Origin of the sequence: Amycolatopsis sp. WAC 04197, from assembly GCF_003947475.1 — a bacterium.
GTDB lineage: Bacteria > Actinomycetota > Actinomycetes > Mycobacteriales > Pseudonocardiaceae > Amycolatopsis > Amycolatopsis japonica.
The window spans coordinates 39721-61639 of sequence record NZ_QHJK01000013.1 but is presented as its reverse complement, the minus strand read 5'-3'; the positions used below and the strand labels follow the sequence as shown (position 1 = coordinate 61639).

Here is a 21919-nt window from a genome sequence, read left to right as displayed (position 1 = left end):
AACTCGGAACGTGAACCAGAACGTCATCATGGTCGCGCAGGGGCCGGGCAACGGATACCGGCGCATCGGCGACGCCGTGGCCGCCGCTCCGCACGGTGCGGTGATCGTGGTGGGACCGGGACGGTACGCCGAGAACCTGGTGCTCACCAGGCCGGTCACGATCACCGCCGAGGACGGGCTCGGCTCGGTGCGGGTGGCGCCTTCCTCCGGGGTGGCGGTGATCCTCGACTCCGAATCCGCGGCGCTCGCCGGGCTGACGATCGCTTCGGCCGACAAGGAGAACCCCGCGATCCTCGTCGCCCGTGGGCAGCTGAGCGTTTCGGAATGCGCGATCCGGGCCGAGGGCTGGACGACCGTTTTCGCCGCGGCGCAGGGAACACTGCTGATGAGGAACTGCGAGATCACCAATCCCGTCGGCGCGGGAGTGGTGGTCACCTCGCCGGAGGGTGGGGTGCTCGACGCCTGTCGCCTGGAAGCGCTCGGCACCTCCGGGGTCGTGGTCGCGGAGGACGGGACGTTGCTCATGCGTTCCTGCTCCGTCGACACCGCGGCGGGAAACGGGATCTGCCTGAACGGACGCGGCAAGCTGACCGTCGAAGACACAGTGGTCGGCCGGGCGGCGAAGCCCGCGGTCGCGGTCGAGCAGGACGCGACGCTCACCGCCACCCGGCTGACCGTGTCCGACGCCGAATCGATCGGCTTCTATCTCGCGAGCTCGAAGGCGGTGACGCTGGAGGAATGCGTGGTCGAGCGGTCGGCGGCCGACGGCATCTTCATCGCCGAGGGATGCACGCCGACCTTGCGCGGCTGCACCGTGCGGGCCGCGGTCAACCACGGGGTGCACTACACCGGACGCGCCGCCGGTACGGCCACCGGTATCAAAGTGTCCGATGTGGACGGGATCGGTATCGGGGTGAGTTCCCGGAGTGTGCCGGAATTCGACCGCGTCACCGTTTCAGCGTGCACTGTCGCGGGGGTGCGGGTCGACGACGGCGCCGATCCGTTCTTCCGCCGCTTGCAGGTGCTCGGATGTGACGGCGCGTCGGTGGAAGTGACCGGATCCGCGCGAGGAACCTGGGAGAACCTCGAAGTCGAAGAAGGGCGCGGTGTGGGGATCATGGTGACCGAGGGCGCCCGCCCGTCGATCACCGGCCTGAGCCTCAGCCGCACCGCGGACGCCGGGGTGCGGGTGCTGGGCGCGGCACTCACGCTTACCGACAGTGCCTTGTCGGGGACCGGCGCCGAAGGAGTGCACGCCGGCGCCGGGGCGGACGTGTCGGTGACCGGCAGCCGGGTCCACGGCAGTGCCGGGGCGGGATGCCTGTTCGCCGACGGCGCTTCGGGCACCATCACCGATTCGGAGTTCACCGGCGGATCGGCCGACGGGATCAGGCTGGACACCGAAGAGGCCGTCCGGGTCTCCGGCTGCACCGTTCGCGACAATCACGCGAGCGGACTCCGCCAGACCCACCCCAACCCGGCCATCGAGGTGCACGGTCTCGTCTCGGGAGGCAACCTGGCACCCGACGCCTATGGCACTTCCGCGTCGGCGGGCGCGGCGGCTCCCGCCGCGCGGCCGGACCAGCCATCGGCGCCCGCCGCGAAAGGTGTGGCGGACCCGCTGGCCGAAATGCAGACGCTGGTCGGACTCGCCGGGGTCAAACGCGAGGTCAACTCGCTGATCAATCTCAACAAGATGGCGCAGCGGCGCAAGGACGCGGGATTGTCGGCGCCACCGATGGCACGCCACCTGGTCTTCGCCGGGGCGCCGGGTACCGGGAAAACGACCGTCGCCCGCCTTTACGGCCAGGTCCTCGCGCAGCTGGGCGTGCTCCGCAAAGGACATCTGATCGAGGTGGCGCGAGCCGATCTGGTCGCGCAGATCATCGGCGGGACGGCGATCAAAACGACCGAAGCTTTCAACACGGCGCTCGGCGGGGTGCTGTTCATCGACGAGGCGTACACGCTGAGCGCCGGTTCGGGCAAGGGCGGCACTGGCCCGGACTTCGGCCGTGAAGCGATCGACACCCTGGTCAAGCTGATGGAAGACCACCGTGAAGACGTCGTGGTGATCGCCGCGGGTTACTCGAACGAGATGCTGAGTTTCCTCGAGGCCAACCCCGGTATGGAGTCGCGCTTCAGCCGGACGATCGAATTCGCCAACTACACCCCCGACGAACTGGTGACGATCGTCCGCGTGCAGTGCGCGAAGCACGACTACCGGCTCACCGAGGACGCCGTCGAGGTCCTGCTGAAGTACTTCGACGCGATCCCGAAGGACGGCACCTTCGGCAACGGGCGGACCGCGCGCCGGGTGTTCGAGCGCATGACCGACCGCCAGGCCTCCCGGCTGGCCGAGATCGACGATCCCTCGTCGGCCGACATGACCCTGTTGACCGCGGCCGACATCGAAACCTGACAGTCCGGACCGGACCACGGCGCCCGCGGGTGCCGGAGCTCGAAAGCTGGAGCGAGAAGATGGCTGAACATTCCGCGGCCGCACTGGTCGCCGACCGGTGCGGAGCGCACCTGCTCGTGCGGGAGCGCCACGAAACCGTGGACCACGCGGGGCGGTTCGCGTGGCCGCCCGTGGTGGACGGACAGTTGTTCGTGCTGGTCTCGCCGGTCGCCGCCAGAAACCCTTCGGTCTTCGGCGTCCTTCCGGACCTGGTGGGACTCGCCCGGCGGGAGACCGGCGCCCTCACCGTCCGGATCGGGCTTCCCCGGCTGGGCGCGCACCCGGTGCTCGCGCAGCGTCTCGCCGACCAGCTCGGTACCGATCTGTTCGCCGCGGACGGCGGCTTCCTCGACCGCCCTGGCGCGGCCCTGTTCGCGGGACACGGCACCGGCGGCACCGGCTGGCGGCTGTTCCGGCCGGGTCAGGAGGCCGAGTTCGACGGGATGCGGCATCCGCGACCCGGGTGGGAGACCGACGTGATCGCCCGGCCGTTCGTCCAGGGGACGGTCGCGGTGGACCCGGTGCCCGCCGGGCTGGTCGTCCGTGACCTTCGCACGGCACCGCCGAAGCTCTCCGACCCGGTGGCCTGGGTGCCCGTGGATTCCCGGGCACCCAAGGTGTTCGTGGGCGGACACGGGGTGGTGCCGCCACCGTCGGCCGTCGCCGACGTGCTCAGGTTGCTGCCGGAGCCGTTCGTGCTCGTCCCGGCCGAACCCGCGGCCGCGGGGTATGCCTGGCTCGCCGAATGCGCCCTGCGCGTCGGCCGTGACCTGGTGATCGCCCCTGGCGGGTTTTCGACCGCCGGGCCGGGGAACCGGCCGCCGCGGTCGCGGTTCCCCTCATTCGCGACCCTGCTCCGCCAGCCGGGGGCAGGTGGGGACCAGGTGGTACTCGATGTCGCCCCGCCTCCCCACGGCTGGGAACGGATCGGCCTCACCACCTACCGGCTCGGTGACGTGCGAGCCGACGTGGTGCCCTCGGGCCTGGTGGTCCGCTTCGGCGAGGTGGACCCGGCCTCGACCGCCTTGCCCTTCGATCCGGCCGGATGGACCCTGCAGCTCGGTACGCCCGGAACGCAGGTGAACAGGTCCCTGCTGCACGCGGTGGAGAAACTGCTGTCCGGTGTGGACCCCGCCCTGCGGTCGCGGGCCAGGTTCCGCGTCGCCGGACGACCGGACGAGTCGACCAAGGCGGTTCTCGGCAAGCTCGCTTCGGCCGGTGGGCCACCGGCGGCAGCCGCGGCCCCCAGGAACGGGGCGGTCCCCCGGCACCGGGTGGTGCCCGACGCGCCGCGACACCGGGCAGTGCCTGACGAGCCCGGGCCCGCTGCTGATTCCACCGCGGTGCCTGACCGCCCCGCCGCCGGGCCGGACCGGGCACCCGCCGTCCCGGAGAACCGCCCGACGCCGGGCGCGGACGCGGCGGCGAGGATCGCGACGATGTCGGCGATTCCCATTCCGACGGTCTCCGGGATGCCGGGGACCCGGCCGGCGCCCGAGCCCGGCCGTCGCGCCGAAACGCCGCCGCCGGTACGAGCCGAAGAACCTCGTGACGATCCCGCCGCCGGGAAATCGTCCGGCGATTCCGGGCGTCCCGCGGCCCCGCCGGCGGTCGGGGGCCCCGGCCATGCTCCGGAGCCCCCGCCCCGCTCCGTCGAACCGCTCTCGCCGGCTTCGCCGGAAGGGTTTCCCGGCCTGGCCGGCGCTGCTCCGGTACCGAGGGCACCGGTCGCCCCGGCGGCACCGAAGGGCGACCCCGTGTCGGTGGCTCCCGGGCCGACGCCACTGGCGGTCGCCGACCGTGACAGCAAGACGACGGAACAGGCCAGTTTCACCGCGGCGGCGGGACACGACTTCAGTGAAGCCCTGGCCACCGTCAACGCGGCGTTGGCGACCTGGCCGTCGATGCGCCAGGACGATTCGGCCGGGGTGAAGGCCGACTACGCGGCGGTATGCCTCTTCTTGGGTGAGGGCCGCGGCGGCGCGCAAGCGGTCAACGGAGCGGTCCGGGCCGGCCAGGGCGGCGGACTGCCCGGTCAGGTCGAGTGTCTGTCCTCGGGGATCCGCCGTCTGCCGATGCATCGGCGGCCCGTTCTGCGCCAGAGCCGGTCCGGCGAACCGGTCGAACCCGGCACAGTGCATGTCGAGCCCGGTTTTCTCACGGCCAGCCTCGACCTGGACGTCACGGTGACCGACGCCGCGGTCGACGTGCTGATCTGGCCCGCTTCGGCACGGCGCACGACGGAGTTGCTGGGCCAGCGGACGCCGGACGAAGTGGTGTTCGGTGCCGGGGCGCGGTTCAAGGCACTGGCGGTGCGGCGTGCCGAGGAGAGCGACGATCAGGACATCGACGGACCTCGGGCACCGCGGATCGCGGTTCTCCTACGCGAACTGGCGCCGGGGGAGGCGCCCGCCGAAACCACCGAACTCGACGAACGTGACCAGCGGGCGCTCGGCAAGCTCGACGCGGTGCTGGCCCGGCGTCGGAGGAACGCCCTCCGGCTGGTGGACGGCCCGGACGTGGTCGCCCGGCTGACCAGCCCGCTCGTCGCGTGGGACGCCGAGACGATGTCGGCGCCGGGACGAGCGGGTGGGCAGTCGACCGTGATGGCGTCGTGAAACCGCCACGGGTCGTCGAGGTGACGGCGACTCTGGCCGCCGTCCTCGTGTTCACGGTCCTTTCCGCCGTCCCGGTGGCCGCCCAGCAGCCGCCGTTGCCCCTGCCGACCGATCAGAAGGGGTGTCTCGGTCCGCCGCAGGGAACCGAACGGGCGGCGCCCTGGGCCCAGCAACGGCTGGCCCCCGAACGCGTCTGGCCGCTGACCAACGGCTCCGGGGTCACCGTCGGCATTGTCGATTCGGGAGTGGACGGCGCCTCGCCGCAGCTCTCGGGCGGGAAGGTGACCGCTGGAGTCGACGTAACGGGAGAGGGTGGCCGGGCGGACACGGATTGTTACGGTCATGGCACGTTCGTGGCCGGCATCGTCGCGGCCGCGCGGGACCCGGCCACGGGGTTCACGGGAATCGCGCCGGGCGCGTCGATCCTGCCGATCCGGTGCGCCAAACTCGGCGAGGACGGCTCCGCACCGGTCCTCACGGCGGCGTCCCTCGGCGACGGCATCCGTGCGGCCGTGGACGGTGGCGCCCGGGTGATCAACGTGTCCGCCAGCACGACGGTGGACGATCCGAAACTGTCCGCCGCGGTCAACTACGCGGCGGGCCGCGACGTCGTGGTCGTCGCCTCGGCGGCCAACAGCGCGCAGCAGGGCGATCCGGTGACTTATCCGGCCTCGTATCCCGGCGTCATCGCGGTGGGAGCGGTCGACCGCGAAGGCAAGCACGCCGATTTCTCCCAGACCGGGTCTTTCCTGTCGCTCGTCGCTCCCGGTGTCGGTGTGACGAGCATCGGCCCCGGCGGACCCGGGCAATGGCAGGGTACCGGGACGAGCTATTCGGCGCCTTTCGTCAGCGGGGCCGCCGCTTTGGTGCGGGCCTACCATCCGCAGCTCACCGCGGGGCAGGTCAAGCATCGGCTCCAGGTGACCGCCGATCCGCCGGTGGCCGGACGCCCCGACCCCGGCTTGGGCTGGGGCACGCTGAACGTCGTGGCGGCCGTGACCAGGGTGCTGCCCGAGGAATTCGGCGTACCGAAGCAGATGGCGGGCCCACCTCCGATGGGCCCGGTACCCGGCCCCGCGAGTGACGAGAACGGGCAGGCGGTCGCGGTGCTCAGCGTGGCCGTTGCGGGAGCACTGGTCCTCGTGCTCGTGCCCGCGCTCCGGATGCTGCGTGGCGGACGGGAACGCAAGTGGGCGGTGCAGCGGACGGTTCGCGTCCGGTCCCGGGACGCCGGTCCCCGGTGACCGGTCGCTCGTGAGGGCGTCCACCGGCCGCCGTTGGGCGATAGAGGTCGAGTGAAGTGTGCGGGCCCAAGCTTTCCCCACTGATGAAATCGGTCGGAGGGAGGCAGCCGTGGAGAGCGCCGAGGTCCTGGTGTACGCGCCCGACCCGTTCACGTCGGCCGGGGTCCGTGCCTTGCTGGACCGGTCCCCGCACCTGCATGTCCGTCTCGATGACCTGGACCAGGACCGGGTCGACGCCCCGGACGTCACGGTGGTGGCGGTCGAGGGTGTCGCGGGGGTGGAGGTGTTCGCCTACCTCAGGCGGCTGCAGAACCGGCTCGGTGCCGACGCGGCGCTGCGGTGCGTGGTGGTCTGCCGGGATTTCCGTGCCGAAGACGTCCTCACGGCCGTGGAATGCGGCGTGGTGGCGTTCCTGCACCGGCAGGACGTCACCAACACTTCTCTCGCCGCCATGGTCACCGCGGTGAGCCGGGGGGCCGCGTTCTTGCCTGGTTCGCTCCAGGGAACGCTTCTCGAACGGCTCAACCGCTTGAGGACCGACATCCTGGAGCCGGAGGGGCTCACCCTGTCCGGCCTGGAAGACCGTGAACTCGCGGTGCTCAGGCTCATCGCCGACGGATACCAGACCGAAGAGATGGCGGACCTGCTGCCTTACTCCGAGGGCACGATCAAGAACGTCCTCTACGGCTTCATCAACCGCATGGGCCTGAACTCACGTGCGCACGCGGTGGCGTATGCCTTCCGGACGGGGGCGATTTGAGGCGGTCTTCGTGGTCCCCGGGTAGCGGACTTCGCATTCGGACAACAGATACAGGGAGCGGGAGGTTCTGGTGAAGACGGTACGGGTTGGGGTACGTGCGTTCGACGCGATCACGCAGGTCGGGCTGACCAGCTACTTCCGGTCGCGGCCGGAAGTGGAGGTCGTCGATTGCTCGGCGTTGACCGAGAGCGACGTGCTGGTCGTCCAGGCTGACCGGATGTCGTCGCAGGTGGTGACGGAGCTCAAGCAACGTGCGGCCGAGGTGGCCGTGCCGACCGTCCTGGTGACGAACGAGTTGCAGGAGCACGAGGTGATGACGGCCGTCGAGTGCCGGGTGGTGGCGGTGCTGTCGCGTGAGCAGGTCACCGCCGACCGCCTGGTGGAGGTCGTGCGCTCGGCGAGTTCGGGCCGTGGGGCACTGCCGCCGGACCTGCTGGGACAGTTGCTGGAGAACGTGCGCCGGCTGCAGCGCGACGTGTTGTCGCCCCGGGGCCTGGGAGCGGCCGGACTGACCTCGCGTGAGGTGGACATCCTGCGGTTGATCGCCGACGGCTTCGACACCGCGGAGATCGCCGAGGAGCTGTGTTACTCCGAGCGGACGGTCAAGAGCGTCATCTACTCCATGACCAACAGGTTGCACCTGCGAAACCGCCCGCACGCCGTGGCGTACGCGCTCCGAGCCGGCGTGATCTGAGCCGACCGGCCCCGCGTCTCAATTCCCGCCCGGGGGACGCGGACGCCGCTCGCTGCATCGTGTTGTTCGATTCGGTATCTGAAGACCCCTTCCTCGCGCCAGGCGCAAGGAGCTCGGCGAAGTCGCATACCCGCTGGCCAAGCGGGTGGCGAAGAGGCTCGTCACCACGGCCTGACATCCCTGGCATCTGTACATAGTTAGTGGTGTTGAGGAATCTATTGCCTGTAAGACGAATGTGGCGTGCTCGGTGCTTGCTGGAGGCCGGCTTTGGTGTCGCGAAAGCCACTTTCGCGACGTGTGCGAGCCTTCGGTCGCGATAAGGACCGCACCACCTGTGGCGAAGGGGCCTTTCCGCGCGTGCGATGAGGTGAAAGCTCCCTTCACCTCGCCGAGCACCCCGAGCGCCGACCACCCGACAGGACACCTTTGCCCTACCGTTCGATAACCACCCTGTTCGGAGGTCCTGTTCTCATCATCAAGAGCGGCATCGGCCCGGCGCTCATGCGACTTTGCCCCCTTCCTTGCGCCAGGCGCAAGGAAGGGGGCCTTCATGTACCGAGCGTCGTGAGCACGCGAGATCCGGGCCCGAGCACGCGAAGTCACATCTCCGCGCCGCAGGCCACCGGGTGCAAAGGAATCCACTCAGGCGGTATACCCCTAGGCAGGCCCCGGCTACTGCGGTTCCGGCCTGCAAGCCAGTTCCGGGGGCAAACGATCCGCCAGCCGCCCTCGGGCCGCATCGGCGAGGTAAGCGCCGGTCGAGATCCGTTGAGGTGGTATCTCGGGCGCGGGCGTTCCTGAGCCGTCCTCGGCGAGCCACCTGAGGAGTCCTCGGTGGACGCCTTCGAGGCGTGACCGGTCGTCGTCGGTCGTGTCCGGTGCCGAACTGACTCGCCGGACAAGCCGCAGCGCCACCTTGGGCGAGCTCGGAGCGAGTGCGTGCCCGTTGCGAAGCACCCACTCGCGTACCCACGTGTCGACGGGAACCGGTGCGGCGGCCAGGAAGCCGGCGACGTGCTCCGCCGGTGTCCCGGCCGCGTCGAGGATCTCCGCGAGCTGCCGGTGCAGCGCGAGGCGGATCGCTTGTGGCATGGTCGCGTGGAACGCCTGGCGGACGACGGGATGCCGGAAGCCGAGCCGCTGACCGTCACGCCTCAGCAGACCCGCGTCGACGAGCTCGTCCACCAGTCGCTCGGCTTCGGTAGCCGGAAGGTCGAGAACCATGGCCAGGTCCCGTGTCGGGAACTCGGGGTCGAACAGTGCCGCCCAGCGCAGCGCCTCCTGGGCTCGGGCGGGCAGGAAGGCCAGGCGGCGCTTGATCACCTGCGCGGCGGAGACCGGCAAGGCCGGCCGGCCGTCGCCGTCCGGTTCGGCCAGTGCGCCGTGTGTCTGCCACGCGTCGACGAGGTCGGTGAGGAACCTGGGGTTTCCCGCCGCGGTCGCGGCGAACTCGGCGACCGCGGGCTCAGGTGAAGGTCCGATGAGGACAGCCAGTAGTTCCGACGCCTCGTCTTCGGAAAGTTCTCGCAGCCGCCGGGTCTCGCCGGTCTGGTCGCGCAGCTCGGCGAGACCCGCACCCGAGGGCAGGGGTCGGTGGGCGCCGATGAGGAGCAGTGGCGAGTCGGCGGTCAACCGGACGAGTTCCCGCCAGACCGACAGACTGGCCGAGTCCATCCAGTGCAGGTCGTCGGCGAAAAGGATCAGCGGAGCCTGCGCGCAGAGCTCACGGACCAGCTCGACGATCGATGCGACGTCGGCCGGGTGATCCGGGTCGCGCGGACCCTTCAGCGCGCGTGCGAGAAGCGCGCGACGGGGGTCGGGGGCGGCGTGCCGGACCCCGAGGCACGAGAGCATCAACCGAAAGGGCGAGGCCGAGCTGAATTCGTCGGCCACCCCGATCCCGACCGGGCACCGGGCATCGGTCAGGGCTTCGGCGACCAGCGCGGACTTGCCGACTCCCGCCCCGCCTTCGATCCAGATCACTCCACCGTGGCCGTGCTCGACCCCGGTGATCGCGGAGCGGAGGTGGGCCAGCTCCGTGTCACGGCCGACGAACACCCCGGGGCGCAGGCGAGCCAGGCCGGAGGAGTCGTTCGTCTCAGCAGGCCACAGCGCCGGATCGTCGGACCGAATCTGGTCGTAGCGGGTGGTCAAGGCGGAGCCCGGTTCCGTACCGAGCTGTTCGATGGTGATCGCCCGGACCGATTCGAAGACTTCCAGCGCCTCGTCGCGCCGCCCGCTTCGGTACAGCGAGAGCAGCAGCAGGTCTTGCAGGTTTTCCCGCATCGGGTGTCGCGAGGCGACATCGCTCAGGTCGGCGGCGACGCGCGCGTGCTCACCGACGTCCACCAGTGCTCGCGCGCGCTGTTCGACGGTGTCGAGCCGTAGTTCCTTCAACCGTTCCCGCTGAGCGGCCGCGAACGGGCCGGGGAGGTCCGCGAGCGGTTCGCCGCGGTACAGGTCGAGGGCGTCATCGAGTGCGGCGATCGCGCCGAGGGGGTCGGAGTTCCGGTATCGGCGCCGAGCCTCCTCACGCAAGGCTTCGAATCGGGCGATGTCGATGGCCTCGTCCGGCACACGCAGGAGATAACCCGTCGCGTTCGATTCCAGTACGGCATGAGCTTCGGGATCACGGGGAGTCAGGGCCTTGCGGAGCGCGGACACGTACGTGTAAATACTCCCGTTCGCGCTCGCAGGAGGATGTTCGCCCCATACGGCGTCGATCAACTCCGAACGGGTGACGACCTGGTTGGCACGCAGGGCGAGGACGGCGAGAACCGTGCGGCGATGTGCCGGCCCCAAAACGATCTCGTCGTCGTCGTACCAGGCTTGGACTTGGCCGAAGAGAGCGAATCGAAGTCGCACGACGGCCTCCCAGCTGGTCGAGTACGAGAATCGGCGATGGCTATCAAATTGCAGGGGCTTCAAGGGGACTTTCCACCCCCTTAAGGCGCGTGTCGAGCGGGGCGCGGCCTCATCGGGGAACTCTGCGGTCCTTCCACAGGGGTGCGGTCTCCCGAGGTCCCGCGAAGAGTGCCGAGCGACCGTTCAGAGCTGGTCGAATCAGCTTTCGATCATGGCTTTGACCAGCGAAAACAGCTCGTCCTGCCGCTCTCTTGCCGCCGATGCCGGACGATGATCGGTCTTCGCTGTCAGGTGACCATCGAGTGCTGTCTGACGCCGCCTTCGTGAGCCGATGGAGGCGCCGCGCCGGCCCATGACAAAGGAGTGGAATTCGATTTTCGTCGCGTGCGAAGCTCGGATAAACGAGAGATGGAATAGGCGCACACATTCATTTTTCGCGTACGCCGAGCGACTATCTCATATCGGCGAACAACGGGCTCGAACCCGTCGGGGAGGTGTGCGACGTACGGTAGCCGACCTCGTTCTTCCCTGTGCCCGGACCAGCGCTGCGGCCTGATAGCACCGCGACGAGGGGAATTCGACCCTTGTGGGCGGAAAGTGGTGCGGAAGGGCAGAGTCACCGGTAATTTGTCAGTGCGGCCAGGTAATTCCACTGAACGGCGGTAGTGTCGGCAGCGGAAGATGACAGGATTACCGAGATGTCCGAGCCGCTGAGAAGGGGGGATATCGTGGTGTTCGAGGATGACCACCGGCATGGCGCCGAACCTGGGGAAAAGGCGAGCTGCGCGCCATCCGATGCCCGCGAAGAGGTCCTCCGTCCGCACCTGGAGCTGGCGAACCACTTCGACGACTACGTCGACCAGCTGGCCGGCCTGGTCATCGTTCAGCCGCGGGGCCCGGTCCGCGACTCCTACATCGACATCCTGGTCGGTTTGACCGACGCCGCCGAGGCGTTCCGGCGGTGCGAGGCGGGCGACTCGCAGGAGGCCACCGAGCGGCTCCGGTCCGCCGTGGAACTGCTCAGCAAGGCGCGGACCGATGGGTTCGTGCTCGTCCACGCCTGATTCGAGGGCCGAGCCGTCAAGCCTCCACCCAGCCGTGCTTGTGTGCCATGTGGACGAGCTGCCGCCGGATCAGCGTGATCTGCTCGCCGGTGACGCTCGGCGCGGCCGAGATCAGTGACTCGGTGACTTCGTCGAGAAACTCCTTGACCGTCAGGACGTCACACATCCCGTCGTCTTGATTGTGTGCCTCGGCCTTCTTGCGGGCGGCGTCGGCCGTGCCGCTCTGCGGGGATTCGACGAGGTCGACACGTGAAGCCTTCAAGCCGCGTTCGCTCTCCATCACGTCGAACTTCACGGCGACACCCGGGCCGAGCAGTCGTTTGTCGAACGTGAGCGAGTTGACGTGTACGAACACGTCTTCGCCGCCGTTCTCAGGTGCGACGAAGCCATAGCCTCGGATCTCATCGAAGCTGACGATCTTGCCTGCGGGCATGCTGGACTCTTCCTCCGGATTTCGATGATGTGCAAGGTGCGTTCACGCACGCACGGATCCCGCGTCCGAAGACGAGGATTGCCGAGACGTCAGACAGTACGTTCGCCGCCGTCGGGCGCCTCGGAGCCGCGCGAGAGCAGGATCGGCAGGCTGTATTGCGGCTTCGGCTCCTTGAGCGGGCGGTTCTTCCCGTCATTGCGGAGGAGAACCAGCAAGAGTCCGCCGCAGATGATGCAAACCAGTTCGGTCGCCGTGGCGCAATATTCCGCGAAGGTGCTGAAGTGATCTCGTTGCGCGAAGATACCGACCGTCTCCGCGATGGCGTAGGAACCGAGGGTGGCCACGCCGAAGTCGACGGCCAGCCACACCATGAGACGGTGGCGCCACGCCAGTAAACCGATCGCGATGAGCGGACCGGATATCGCGTTGAGGAGGAACAGGGGGGCGAGGAAGCCCAGCCCTTCGATGGTCCAGAGGTAGAAGTGGACACCGGCGGAACCCAGTAGTCCGATCACGACGGCGACGCGCAAAGCTGCTTTCATCGTGAACTCCTTCGATCCCTCTGCTCCTTCGCTTCCTACCACAGACCCCGCTGTTCTCCCGGAATGCGTTGCGCCGGGTGGGACGGTCGCCGGTCGTGGCGCGGGAAGGCATCCTGCACCTGCAGCATGTGTCGACGGCGGAGCCGCCGATCGCATTCTGGCACTTCGCGAACCGTGAGCGGTGCTTCGCCGCTGGCGCTGCCCGATCTGCTGGGAATGACTGCCTTTTCTGACGTGACTTCCGCTCGTGGGCTTGCTGTCCGGCCGGCAGGGGCGAGAATTCGGGCATCGATCCGCTGGACTCCCCGGTTGCCGGAACGTCTTCGGCGCGCTGTAATTTCGGGTGAAATCGTTGTCCTGAATTCCGGCTACGATGGATCGCCGGGCCTGGCGGGCGATACGCTGACCGGCCTTGTGTTCTTGGACGGCGACACCAGAGGTGATCATGATTCGGCGCGGGGACGGCCAGCTCCGAATGCGGGACCACCCGGACACCTCCGATGGTCTCGGCTTCGATTCCCGCAGCTCTCCGGGCCTGTGCTCCTCGGAGGTCGAAGCCCAGCTGGAAGTGATCACCCCCGGGTTGACGGCGAGCGTGCCCTGGCTGATGGCCGGGCAGGACACCCGGCCGGTCCCGGACGCGCCTGCCGGGCAGTGCGCCTCGTCCAGATCCGCCCGGGAGATGACTCGCGGACAAGACGTAGGGCTGGCCGTGGCGTGTGCGGAGGAGGCGCTGGAGGAGGCGCCTTGCCGCCACGATCCGTTATGTGTGTGGCGCGCTTTGGTGACGTTGGTGAGCGCGGGCGAACTGGTGACCGTCGACGAGCAATGCGCCCGGCTGGTCGAAGACGTCGAGCCTGGACCCTTCACCCGCGCGCAACGCCGCAGCATGATGCTCCGCGCTCGCGCGAGGGTGGCCCGGCACACCGGCGACCTGCCGGGTGCGCGACGAGTGCTCGGCGAGCTGATCGAGTCCGACGTGACGCAGAACGTCCGGTTGCTCGGCGTCTCGTGGCTGGTCGATGTGCTGCTCGAGGAGGGGGCGATCGACGAAGCGGTGGACCTGATGGAGCGCAGCGGGCTCGAGACGGCGGCGCAACAGTGGCTGATGTGCCGTCCGATGTTGCTGTCGGCCCGCGCCGCGGTCCGGTTGGCCACCGGTGCCGCGGACATCGGATTCCAGGACTTCCTGCAGGCCGAACGGTTGTTCGAGGGACAGCGGATGTCCAACCGGGCCATGCTGCTGTGCCCCACGCAGATCTCCCTGGCGGCCAAGGCCGCTCATCGGGACGAGTTCGCCGCCCGGATCGCCGGGCAGGTGCTGCTCAGGGCCCGCGGCTGGGGAGAGCCGAGGGTGCTCGGAATGGCACTCGGCACGCTGGCGACTGTCGAGGACGGGCCGGACGCCTGTGCGCAGCTGACGGAGGCGGCCGAGCTGCTCGAAGTCGGCGGAGCGCGCAGCGAGCTGATCACCGTCAACCAGGAGCTGGCTCGGAGGCTGGCCGCCCGCGACGATGTGGCCGGGGCTCGCTGGCGCATCGGCCAGGCCATGGGAATCGCGAAGGAGATCGGTGCGCACGGCCGAGTCCGCGACCTTCGCGCGGAGTTCGGCGGTCTGACCGAGTCGGTTCAACTGACCAGACAGGAGAGCAGAGTGGCGTCGCTGGCGAGAGGTGGCCATTCCAACGAACAGATCGCCGGAAAGCTCGCTCTCTCACTGAGAGGTGTCGAGTTCCACTTGTCCAATGTGTACCGCAAGCTGGGCGTACAGGGGCGAAGGGGGCTTCGTGACGCTCTCGGCGAACAAGTCGCCGTCCGGCGGACGTGAGAGCAGGGCGATGGCGAGAGGGTGAAATGTTCGAAGAAGCCGGATCGGATGAGCCGGTGGTGGCCGGTCCGGCAGACCTCGGGGGAATCGTGCGGACCGAACTCGAGCGGTTGGTGGCCGATGGCCGGTGGTACCTCGCCGGGCATTTGGTGCGCATGCTTTCGGCGCAGCACTCGCTATCGAAACCTGGTGTCGGGTATACCCAGCTGGTGCACATCGCCGGGGCGCGATTCCTCGACGGGCTCGATCACGACGAATCCGGGCCCGCCAGACGCGAAGCCAAAGAGGTTCTCCGTGTCGTCCAGGCTTTGAACCGTGGCCGGCAGCGGAGCGAGGTGGTGCGGCTGGCGCGCGCGCCGCTGGCGTCCGAAGAACTTCCGGGGCCCGCACGGATCTGGTGCGGTGCGCTCGCGCTCGCGTACGCCGGGAACCTCGCCGACGCGAGGGCGCTGCTCAGGCTGGCCGAGGACACTCGTGGCCGGCCCGGTACCGCGTCGACACGGTCGGCCCTTGCCCTGTTGCGGGCGAGATTGACCTCTTGGGGAGCGGCGCGGGAAGCCGCGGCCGACGCGATGAAGGATATTTTGGCAGGTGAGCTCCCCGCTGAGCTTCGAAGCCTCGCCGTCGCGTGGACGGTCTCCGCGTCGGTTGCGGCGGGTGAATTCGGCCGAGCGTGGGCTCTGCTGCGTGAACACGACTTCGACGGCCCGTTGACCGACGTCGCCGATGAGGCCGAGCTCCTTTTCGCGCGTGGCGGACTGCATCTCGCCACCGGACGGCACGAACTCGGGTACGACGACTACAAGGCCTGCGGCCGGCTGCTGCTCGGCCGTGCCGTGCACAATCCGGCTGTGCTCCCTTGGCGGTCGCACGCGGCGCTTTGCTCGCACGTACTTCAGCGGCCTGTGCTGGCGGCCTCCCTCGCCACCGCGGGAGTCATCGCGGCGCGCCGCTGGGGAGCGAGGGAAACACTGGCGCTTTCGTTGTACGCGGCGTCCACCATCGCCGTGGATTCCGACGGTGCGCCGCGCCGCGACGAACAAGGGGATTTCGGTGGGGTCGTGCTGCGGCCGGAGTTCACCGCGGTGCTGAACGACCTGTGCCGCGCCACCGAGCATGTGCCGTTGACGGATCCGGAACGAGAGGTGACGGAACTGGCGCGCGCCGGACTGCGGAACAAGGAGATCGCCGATCGGTTGTCCGTGTCGACGAGAACGGTCGAAGCCCGGCTGTCCAAGGTTTATCGCAAACTGGGCGTCAACGGGCGGGACGGGTTGCGCGGTATCTTCACCCTCTGATCGGTGCCCGCGACGTCGGACGGTATCGAGCCGTGTTCGGTGAGGTAGCACTGAACACGGCTTGGTCGCCTCCTTCGTGTACTTACGAGGTGGACGCGACCCTCATGAGTTCCTTCGCGGGCTTGGTACGGCAGGGTGCGGGTCCTGAGGTCGGTCTTACCTGGTCTCCTCGTTTGTGACTGTTCTTGATCAGTCGGTCCAGCAGGCCCTCGGCGACGGCCGGGTTCGGAGATCAGCTCGTAAAGGTCGTCGGCCCGGGAGGCGGTCAGGTTCGCCCGCAACCAGCCGCCGGGAACAGGCCCTTGACGCCTTGTGCGCTCCTGGCGACGAGCACAGTCATTCCCACATCCATTCACCTACTCGAACGAATATCCTCGATGAACAGACCGTCGGCCTGGTGGCGTGTTCCTTGAGCCCCAGGGTTCGGTGCCAAGGCCGAGCCGCCGGACGCTGCCTTGATGTGAGCTCTAGCGTTCTGAGTCACTGATTCGCGTGCAGTATGCGGCGAGGGTGTTGAAGATCTGGTCGGCGGCTCAAGGCTCTCGTACGGTCCAGGGCGGCCGGTGCCCGTCTTCGTGCCCGCGGCGATTTCCTTGCTGCCAAGGCCCGGCGTGGGCGTGCTCAGGGCGTTCACCGTGGCGACCGCGTTCGTGCGAGGGCTCTCGTCCGGCGTCATCGTGGTGCCCGCGACGGTGGTCTTCGTGGTGATGGTGTTCGTGGCGGTCACCGTGTTCTGAACCATCGAGGAAGCTCGCCATGGAATCCTGTTCCTCGACCGACTCGAAGGCCTTGTCCACTGCTGCCTCCGCCTCTTCCAGTGCCTGCTGGCGGGCGGGTGAATCGCTGTCGCTGCCCAATGCCTCGATCGCCTGATCGACGGCCTGATGCGCTTGGTCGAGCTGTGCGCGCCATGAGTCCGGCCCGGCGCTCCCACTCGAAGCTCCGCCGCCCTGAGCAGCCGGCTCCGGCTTGTCCGGATCCTGCTGGTCGATCGCCCGATCCAGGACCCGGTCCACTGCTGCCTTGGCTTCCTCGAGCGCCTCTTGCCGTTCGTCGCGATCAGTGACCGCCGGGGCCTCGCCAGAGCCAGGCTGAGTATCGGCAGGTGGAGCAGCGGCGGGTGCGGCGCTACCGGCGGGTGCGCCGGATGAAGCGCCCGTGGATGGCGTGGCCGGGGAGGCAGCCGGCATCGCGGGCGCGGAGCTCGTGGCGGGAAGGGCGTCGGCGGCGGGTGCGGTGGAGGCGGGTGTTGAGCTGCCTGTCGACGAAGGGGGTGCGGCGCCGCCGGAAGTGGCGCCGCCCGTGGACGGTGAAGCGGGGCTGGTGGTCGGTATGGCGGGGGTCGTGGGTGTGCTGGCTGCACTGGGTTTGGTGTCGGCGGCTGGGGTGGTGTCGGCGGCGGGGGCGGTGCTGCTTGCGGGTACGCCGGTCGATGGCATGGCCGGGGAGTTGGCCGGCGTCCCGGGCGCGGAGTTGGTGGGAAGGGCGCCGGCGGCGGGTGCGGTGGAGGCGGGTGTGGAGCTGCCTGTCGACGAAGGAGGTGCGGCGCCGCCGGAAGTGGCGCCGCCCGTGGATGGTGAAGCTGGGGTGGTGGCGGTGGTGTCGGGTGCCGGGGCGGTGTCGGGTGTGGGGGTGGTGTCGGTGGGTGTGGTGGTATCGGGTGCTGGGGTGGTGTCGGGTGTGGGTGTGGTGGTGTCGGCCGCTGGGGAGTTGTCGGCGGCGGGCGGGGTGGGTTCGGGGCGGTTCGCGTGGCCGTCCACGATGTGGAGCGGTGCCAGATCGTGGACGCGAGTCTCATACTGCCGGGCGAGCGAGTTGAAGAGTTCCTGAAGCTCGCGGACGAGATCGCCCTCGGTTCTGGTCTTCAGGGCTTCGAGGTCCGTCTTGAGCTGCGTGTTGATCTGGCTGACCTCGGCGAGGTCCTGTGCGTTATCGATTCGTACACTCGCGTCTTTTTTTAGGTCGTCCTGGGAACTCTTGTGATTCTTCTTTGAGTTGCTCTTGATTTCCCACCACTTCGCCGCGAAAGACTGGATCGAGTGTCCGACGTTCCCGATGGTGGTTCCGTACTGTTTCTCGGTAAGGGTGCTGAACAGTTCATCGCTCTGCTTGTGAATTCCGGACGCGTAGTCCTGGAAGGCGTCGGCCGATGCACCGGAAAGCGAGTCCTGGACGCCCTTGATCTCCTTCGCAAACTTTTCGTTCACCTCGCCGAGGTGATCGACCGCCGACTTGAAGTCCTTCTCGAGCCGATACCACCGTTCGGCCGAGGTACTGTGCTCCAGGCTGGAGTTACCGCTGAGGTACTCGAAACCGGACACGTCGTTCTTGGCATTCTTGAGCAGCTTCTCCGCGGCACGCTCCATTTCGGACACCGACTTGTACAGGCCGGCGTCGAAATCCGGGGCAGGCTCGACGTTCGCGCCGACGAGGAATTTGTTTTCGTTGTCCGCCATGGAGCATCCTAGTTTCGATTGAACGAGTCGTCGTAGCCGTTGCCGTCATCGGGGTCGTTCTTGCCGCCCGAGAAGTTGTGTTGCCGCTTCTCGGTCTTCGCATCGTCGGCGGTGATCTTGCCGACCAAGTCGCCTTCCAGGCTTTTTGCGATCTTTTCGGCGTTGCCTCGATCCGCGTCTTCCATCGAATCCGCGATCGATTTGAGCGAGCTTTCCAGCTTTTTGAAGATGGTCTTGAGGTGAGCGGCGTGGGAGACGAGGCCGTTTCGTCGATCGTCCACCATTCGTTCGAGCCACTGGGCCGTGGCGAAAGAGCCCGCGTCCGGATGCTGGCCCTTGATGGTGTCGAAGGCGTCCATGTCGTTCAGAAGTTTGCCGATGTTCCTGGCGGACTTCCGAAGTCCCTCCGCGTCGAAACTGGTGTCCGACATGCAGACTCCTCAAATCCGGCGAGCCAGGCCTGCTCACGGTGCGGACATTTCTGGACCGTGACGGTAACCTTGGGCTGACCGCCGAGCCGGAACGTGCACGGCGAGGTCGGACAGATGTAGGGGTTCCATCCGCGAGACGGCCGGTGCCGTGATCATCGGAGATCACCGCAGATGAGCGGCCCCGACGAGAGCGAGCAGGTCGTTCTCACCGTCGGCGAGCTTGAACGACTGCGCGTCCCTGAGCAGCTTTTCCGGGTAGAACACGTCCCCGCCGGGGAGTTCGACACCTTCGCGGCGGGTCGCCCGCGCGCCGCAGAGCTGGATCGCCAGGCTGCAGACTTCGAAGGCGGCGTCCGTAGTGAACACCTTGCTCGCCGCCGCATGCGCGATCGAGCCGAGATCGCCGACGTCGGCCAGGCCGTAGTTGTGGGTGTAGACCGCCCGGTTGAGGGCGCGGGCGGCCTCGAGCCGCGAAAACATCCGGAACAGCCGGAGCTGGACGGACTGGTGCTCTCGCAGGGGCTTGCCGCCTTGTACCCGGTGCCCGGTGTAACTGAGCGCGCCCTCGTAGGCCGCGCGGCCCGTTCCGAACGCCAAGAGCGCCATGGAGACGCTCGCCAAGGCGTGCGTCGCGTGCATGGCGGTCGCATAGGCTTGCTCACCGATCAGCAAGTATTCCTTGGGCAGCCGGACGTCGGTGAAGGCCAGGCCGCCCTGGTTGAGGGCGCGGAGCCCCAGTTTGTCCAGCGGCTCGCCGCGGGTGACACCGGCAGTGTCGAGTGGGACGACGAAGATCCCTCCCTTGGCCAGGCTGTCGTGGTCGAGCGTGCAGCAGACCAGGGCGTGGGACGCGGTCAAGGCGCAACTGGTCCACTCCGCCTTGCTTCCGTTCAGCACCCACTCGTCACCGTCGAGGTGCGCCGTCGTGTCCCCGCCGCCGACGGTCAGGGCGGGGGTGTGCGCCGCCATCATGTCGGAGCCGTGGTGCGGATCGGTGATGGCGAAACAGCTGGACCACGACGGCCGCTCGCCGGTGAAATAGGGGCGGCTGAGCTCGTCGACGAGCCGGGGGCTGCCGAAGTTGCAGACGAACTGGAAGGCCAACGGCGCGAGGAACAGGCTGGTGGCCAGTCCGGCGTCCCCGGTGGCCAGCTCCTCGAAGACCAGGAACTCTTCGAGCCTGGTCAGGCCGATGCCGCCGAACTCGGCTGGGGCGGTCAGGGTGAGGAAGCCGGCTTTGCGGGCCTCGGCCATGAACTCGAAGTACGGCGAACCGGCTTCGACCGCCTCCGCCGCGGTCATCCGGTCCAGCCGGTGGCCGGTCGGAGTGGCGTGCTCCCGCGCGAACACCCGTGCCCGGTGCCGCCATTCCTGCGCGTGGTCGCTGATCGTGAGGTCGAGCTCGGTGTACGGATCCTGTCGGGTCATTTCGCGTACTCCCTCGGACTTGTCGAAGTTGCCAGCACTTCGGCGCACGCGGTCAAGATCGTTTCGCGATCGACGATTTGCCAGTGTCGATCTGTACCGAGGGCCTGGAGGTCGTCGTCGGGCTCGAAGGCGAAGGCCGCACCCGCGTGGTCGAAGATCTCCGCGTCGATCGCGCCATTGCCGATGGCCACGGTGGCATCGTGCTCGATGCCCTCGGTCGCCATCAGTTCCCGGATCACCGCCGTCTTGCCACCCGGCAGGCCGGGGGTGGTCAGGAGCTCGCCGGTGAACCTCCCCGCCGCCTCCACCAGCCGCGCGCCATGTGCGGAGTACAGCCCCAGATCGCGTACCGCCTCCAGCAGCGGGAGATCGGAATTGCCGGAGACGAGGACGATCCGATAGCGATACCGCTTGAACAGGTCGATGAGCGGCTCGACGAAGGGAAAGAGATCGTCGCGGCAAGTTCGCCACGTCCGGGCGGCGGTCGCCTGGGCGTCGGCGACCGAGGCGCCGCGCAACCCGGCCGCGTAGGCCCGGTAGGCCTCGGTCATCGCCGGACGACGTGACCTGCCGCCGGTCGCGTAACGGCTGATCGCCCGCAGACAGGCCTGTCCCTCCTCCTGCCCGCAGACTCCGTCGTCGATCAGGTTCTCCAGATAACGGCGCCCCATGATCCCCGGCGACAAGGTGCCGTCCACGTCCAGCACGGCGTACCTCACGAGTCGCGCTCCACCAGGAGAGCACCGATCAGGCGCAGCTCCGCGGTGACCTCCGCGGGCAACGATGAGGTGTCGAGTACCGCGAGGGCTTCGGCGTGACGGTCGGCGATCATGTCTTCCACGATCACCGGAGCCCTGGTGCCCTCGATGACGTCCATGACCCGGATGGCGTCCTGCTCGGTCAGCGCCGGGTCGCCGAGGTGCCGTTCGAGTAGCGCGCGTCCGGCGGTGTCCGCGCGTTGCGCGGCCAACGCGAGCAGCACGGTGTGCTTGCCTTCACGCAGATCGTCGAAGACGGGTTTGCCTGTTGTGGACGAGTTTCCGAAGAGACCGAGAAGGTCGTCCCGTAGCTGGAACGCGTCGCCCAGTGGCAACGCGAACCGGCTCAGCAGATCGAGGTGCGCGGCGTCCGCGCCGGCCAGGAGTGCCCCCAGCTGGAGCGGACGTTCGACGGTGTACTTCGCCGTCTTGTACCGGATGACGGTCATCGGCGTGCGGTGATCGTCGACGGAGCCGAGGGAAGTGAAAAGATCGAGGTACTGGCCGTAGTGCATTTCCTCGCGCATCGTGTCCACCAGCGCCCTGACGGCGGACCGGCAGCCGGCCGGGAGCGCCGCGCTCGTGAGCAGTTCCGTCGACCACATCAGGGCCATGTCGCCGATGAGGATCGCGGCGGCTTCACCGAAGCGCCGCTCATCGTAGACCTGCGGATACCGGGCGGCGATCGAGCGGTGGACCGTCGGCTGGGAACGGCGCGTCGCGCTGCCGTCGATGACGTCGTCGTGGATCAGGGCGAACGTCTGATACATCTCCAGAGCCGCCGCGACGTCGACGACGACGTCGGGAAGCCCCGCGCCACCGGCGGAACGCCAACCTGCCGAACAGAGCATGGGACGGAGTCGTTTCCCGCCCGCCGTGACGAAACCCCTGATCATCTCGGGAATTTCCGGAACGAGACCCCGCCCGGCGGCGGCGTCGCGTTTGCCGGTGAGGAAGGTGGTGAGCCGGGTCAGCACTCGTTCCCGGATCTCGTCGAAATAGAGCGGGGTGGCGGTGTGTTCCGTGTGGACGCTCATGGTGA

General features: G+C 68.3%; 17 protein-coding genes. 8 read left to right on the top strand and 9 right to left on the bottom strand.

Annotated features, from left to right (window positions below; genetic code table 11):
- The first annotated feature begins 10 nt into the window (after positions 1–10).
- The 5 genes from DMC64_RS37320 to DMC64_RS37300 all read left to right on the top strand — a co-directional run bounded on the left by DMC64_RS37320 (position 11) and on the right by DMC64_RS37300 (position 7774).
- Positions 11–2419, top strand: coding sequence for a right-handed parallel beta-helix repeat-containing protein (locus DMC64_RS37320; protein WP_125737376.1), 2409 nt, complete (start codon positions 11–13; stop codon positions 2417–2419).
- Positions 2420–2478: 59 nt separating this feature from the next.
- The gene (locus DMC64_RS37315; protein WP_125737375.1) at positions 2479–5076 is read left to right on the top strand and encodes a hypothetical protein; all 2598 of its coding nucleotides are present in this window, start codon (positions 2479–2481) and stop codon (positions 5074–5076) included.
- Positions 5073–6320 (top strand): type VII secretion-associated serine protease mycosin, encoded by a 1248-nt coding sequence (gene mycP, locus DMC64_RS37310; RefSeq protein WP_233629963.1) that lies wholly within the window; start codon positions 5073–5075, stop codon positions 6318–6320. The genes DMC64_RS37315 and mycP overlap by 4 nt, the downstream gene beginning before the upstream one ends.
- Positions 6321–6429: 109 nt before the next feature.
- Positions 6430–7080 carry a response regulator transcription factor gene (locus DMC64_RS37305; protein ID WP_125737374.1) on the top strand — a complete coding sequence of 217 codons (651 nt, stop codon included), beginning with the start codon at positions 6430–6432 and terminating at the stop codon, positions 7078–7080.
- A gap of 70 nt (positions 7081–7150) precedes the next feature.
- Positions 7151–7774 (top strand): response regulator transcription factor, encoded by a 624-nt coding sequence (locus tag DMC64_RS37300; RefSeq protein ID WP_125737373.1) that lies wholly within the window; start codon positions 7151–7153, stop codon positions 7772–7774.
- 672 nt (positions 7775–8446) lie between these two features.
- Here DMC64_RS37300 and DMC64_RS37295 read toward each other — a convergent pair.
- Together DMC64_RS37295 and DMC64_RS37290 are read right to left on the bottom strand one after the other, a co-directional pair.
- Positions 8447–10639, bottom strand: coding sequence for a BTAD domain-containing putative transcriptional regulator (locus tag DMC64_RS37295; RefSeq protein WP_158634310.1), 2193 nt, complete (start codon positions 10637–10639; stop codon positions 8447–8449).
- A gap of 198 nt (positions 10640–10837) precedes the next feature.
- Positions 10838–11062 (bottom strand): hypothetical protein, encoded by a 225-nt coding sequence (locus DMC64_RS37290; RefSeq protein WP_125737371.1) that lies wholly within the window; start codon positions 11060–11062, stop codon positions 10838–10840.
- 305 nt (positions 11063–11367) lie between these two features.
- On the opposite strand from DMC64_RS37290, the gene DMC64_RS37285 reads away from it, so the two are divergent.
- Positions 11368–11703 carry a hypothetical protein gene (locus DMC64_RS37285; RefSeq protein WP_125737370.1) on the top strand — a complete coding sequence of 112 codons (336 nt, stop codon included), beginning with the start codon at positions 11368–11370 and terminating at the stop codon, positions 11701–11703.
- A gap of 16 nt (positions 11704–11719) precedes the next feature.
- Here DMC64_RS37285 and DMC64_RS37280 read toward each other — a convergent pair whose 3' ends face one another.
- Complete coding sequence (locus DMC64_RS37280) at positions 11720–12136, bottom strand: cold-shock protein (protein ID WP_125737369.1); 417 nt, start codon at positions 12134–12136, stop codon at positions 11720–11722.
- 89 nt (positions 12137–12225) lie between these two features.
- Positions 12226–12678 (bottom strand): hypothetical protein, encoded by a 453-nt coding sequence (locus DMC64_RS37275; protein WP_125737368.1) that lies wholly within the window; start codon positions 12676–12678, stop codon positions 12226–12228.
- A 445-nt stretch (positions 12679–13123) separates the two neighbouring features.
- Between DMC64_RS37275 and DMC64_RS37270 the strand changes: the two genes are divergently transcribed.
- The gene (locus tag DMC64_RS37270) at positions 13124–14506 is read left to right on the top strand and encodes a LuxR family transcriptional regulator (protein WP_125737367.1); all 1383 of its coding nucleotides are present in this window, start codon (positions 13124–13126) and stop codon (positions 14504–14506) included.
- Positions 14507–14532: 26 nt separating this feature from the next.
- Positions 14533–15804, top strand: coding sequence for a helix-turn-helix transcriptional regulator (locus tag DMC64_RS37265; RefSeq protein ID WP_125737366.1), 1272 nt, complete (start codon positions 14533–14535; stop codon positions 15802–15804).
- Between the two features lie 533 nt (positions 15805–16337).
- On the opposite strand, the gene DMC64_RS37260 is transcribed toward DMC64_RS37265, so the two are convergent.
- From DMC64_RS37260 to DMC64_RS37240, 5 genes are all read right to left on the bottom strand, one after another.
- Complete coding sequence (locus DMC64_RS37260) at positions 16338–18260, bottom strand: hypothetical protein (RefSeq protein WP_125737365.1); 1923 nt, start codon at positions 18258–18260, stop codon at positions 16338–16340.
- 8 nt (positions 18261–18268) lie between these two features.
- The gene (locus DMC64_RS37255) at positions 18269–18691 is read right to left on the bottom strand and encodes a hypothetical protein (RefSeq protein ID WP_125737364.1); all 423 of its coding nucleotides are present in this window, start codon (positions 18689–18691) and stop codon (positions 18269–18271) included.
- Positions 18692–18853: 162 nt separating this feature from the next.
- Entirely contained in the window at positions 18854–20119 is a 1266-nt protein-coding gene (locus DMC64_RS37250) for an acyl-CoA dehydrogenase family protein (protein WP_125737363.1), read from the bottom strand.
- Positions 20116–20838: an HAD family phosphatase gene (locus DMC64_RS37245; protein WP_125737362.1), complete on the bottom strand. Its 723-nt coding sequence runs from the start codon at positions 20836–20838 to the stop codon at positions 20116–20118. Before DMC64_RS37245 ends, DMC64_RS37250 begins: the two co-directional genes overlap by 4 nt.
- Positions 20835–21914 carry a polyprenyl synthetase family protein gene (locus DMC64_RS37240; protein ID WP_125737361.1) on the bottom strand — a complete coding sequence of 360 codons (1080 nt, stop codon included), beginning with the start codon at positions 21912–21914 and terminating at the stop codon, positions 20835–20837. Before DMC64_RS37240 ends, DMC64_RS37245 begins: the two co-directional genes overlap by 4 nt.
- Between the last annotated feature and the right edge of the window lie 5 nt (positions 21915–21919).

Excerpts from the sequence above, each read along its gene's own strand:
- DMC64_RS37260 (WP_125737365.1), bottom strand. The coding sequence starts at position 18,260 with ATGGCGGACAACGAAAACAAATTCCTCGTCGGCGCGAACGTCGAGCCT.
- DMC64_RS37250 (WP_125737363.1), bottom strand. The coding sequence starts at position 20,119 with ATGACCCGACAGGATCCGTACACCGAGCTCGACCTCACGATCAGCGAC.
- DMC64_RS37240 (WP_125737361.1), bottom strand. The coding sequence starts at position 21,914 with ATGAGCGTCCACACGGAACACACCGCCACCCCGCTCTATTTCGACGAG.
- DMC64_RS37275 (WP_125737368.1), bottom strand. The coding sequence starts at position 12,678 with ATGAAAGCAGCTTTGCGCGTCGCCGTCGTGATCGGACTACTGGGTTCC.
- DMC64_RS37265 (WP_125737366.1), top strand. The coding sequence starts at position 14,533 with ATGTTCGAAGAAGCCGGATCGGATGAGCCGGTGGTGGCCGGTCCGGCA.
- DMC64_RS37315 (WP_125737375.1), top strand. The coding sequence starts at position 2,479 with ATGGCTGAACATTCCGCGGCCGCACTGGTCGCCGACCGGTGCGGAGCG.
- DMC64_RS37270 (WP_125737367.1), top strand. The coding sequence starts at position 13,124 with ATGATTCGGCGCGGGGACGGCCAGCTCCGAATGCGGGACCACCCGGAC.
- DMC64_RS37255 (WP_125737364.1), bottom strand. The coding sequence starts at position 18,691 with ATGTCGGACACCAGTTTCGACGCGGAGGGACTTCGGAAGTCCGCCAGG.
- DMC64_RS37280 (WP_125737369.1), bottom strand. The coding sequence starts at position 12,136 with ATGCCCGCAGGCAAGATCGTCAGCTTCGATGAGATCCGAGGCTATGGC.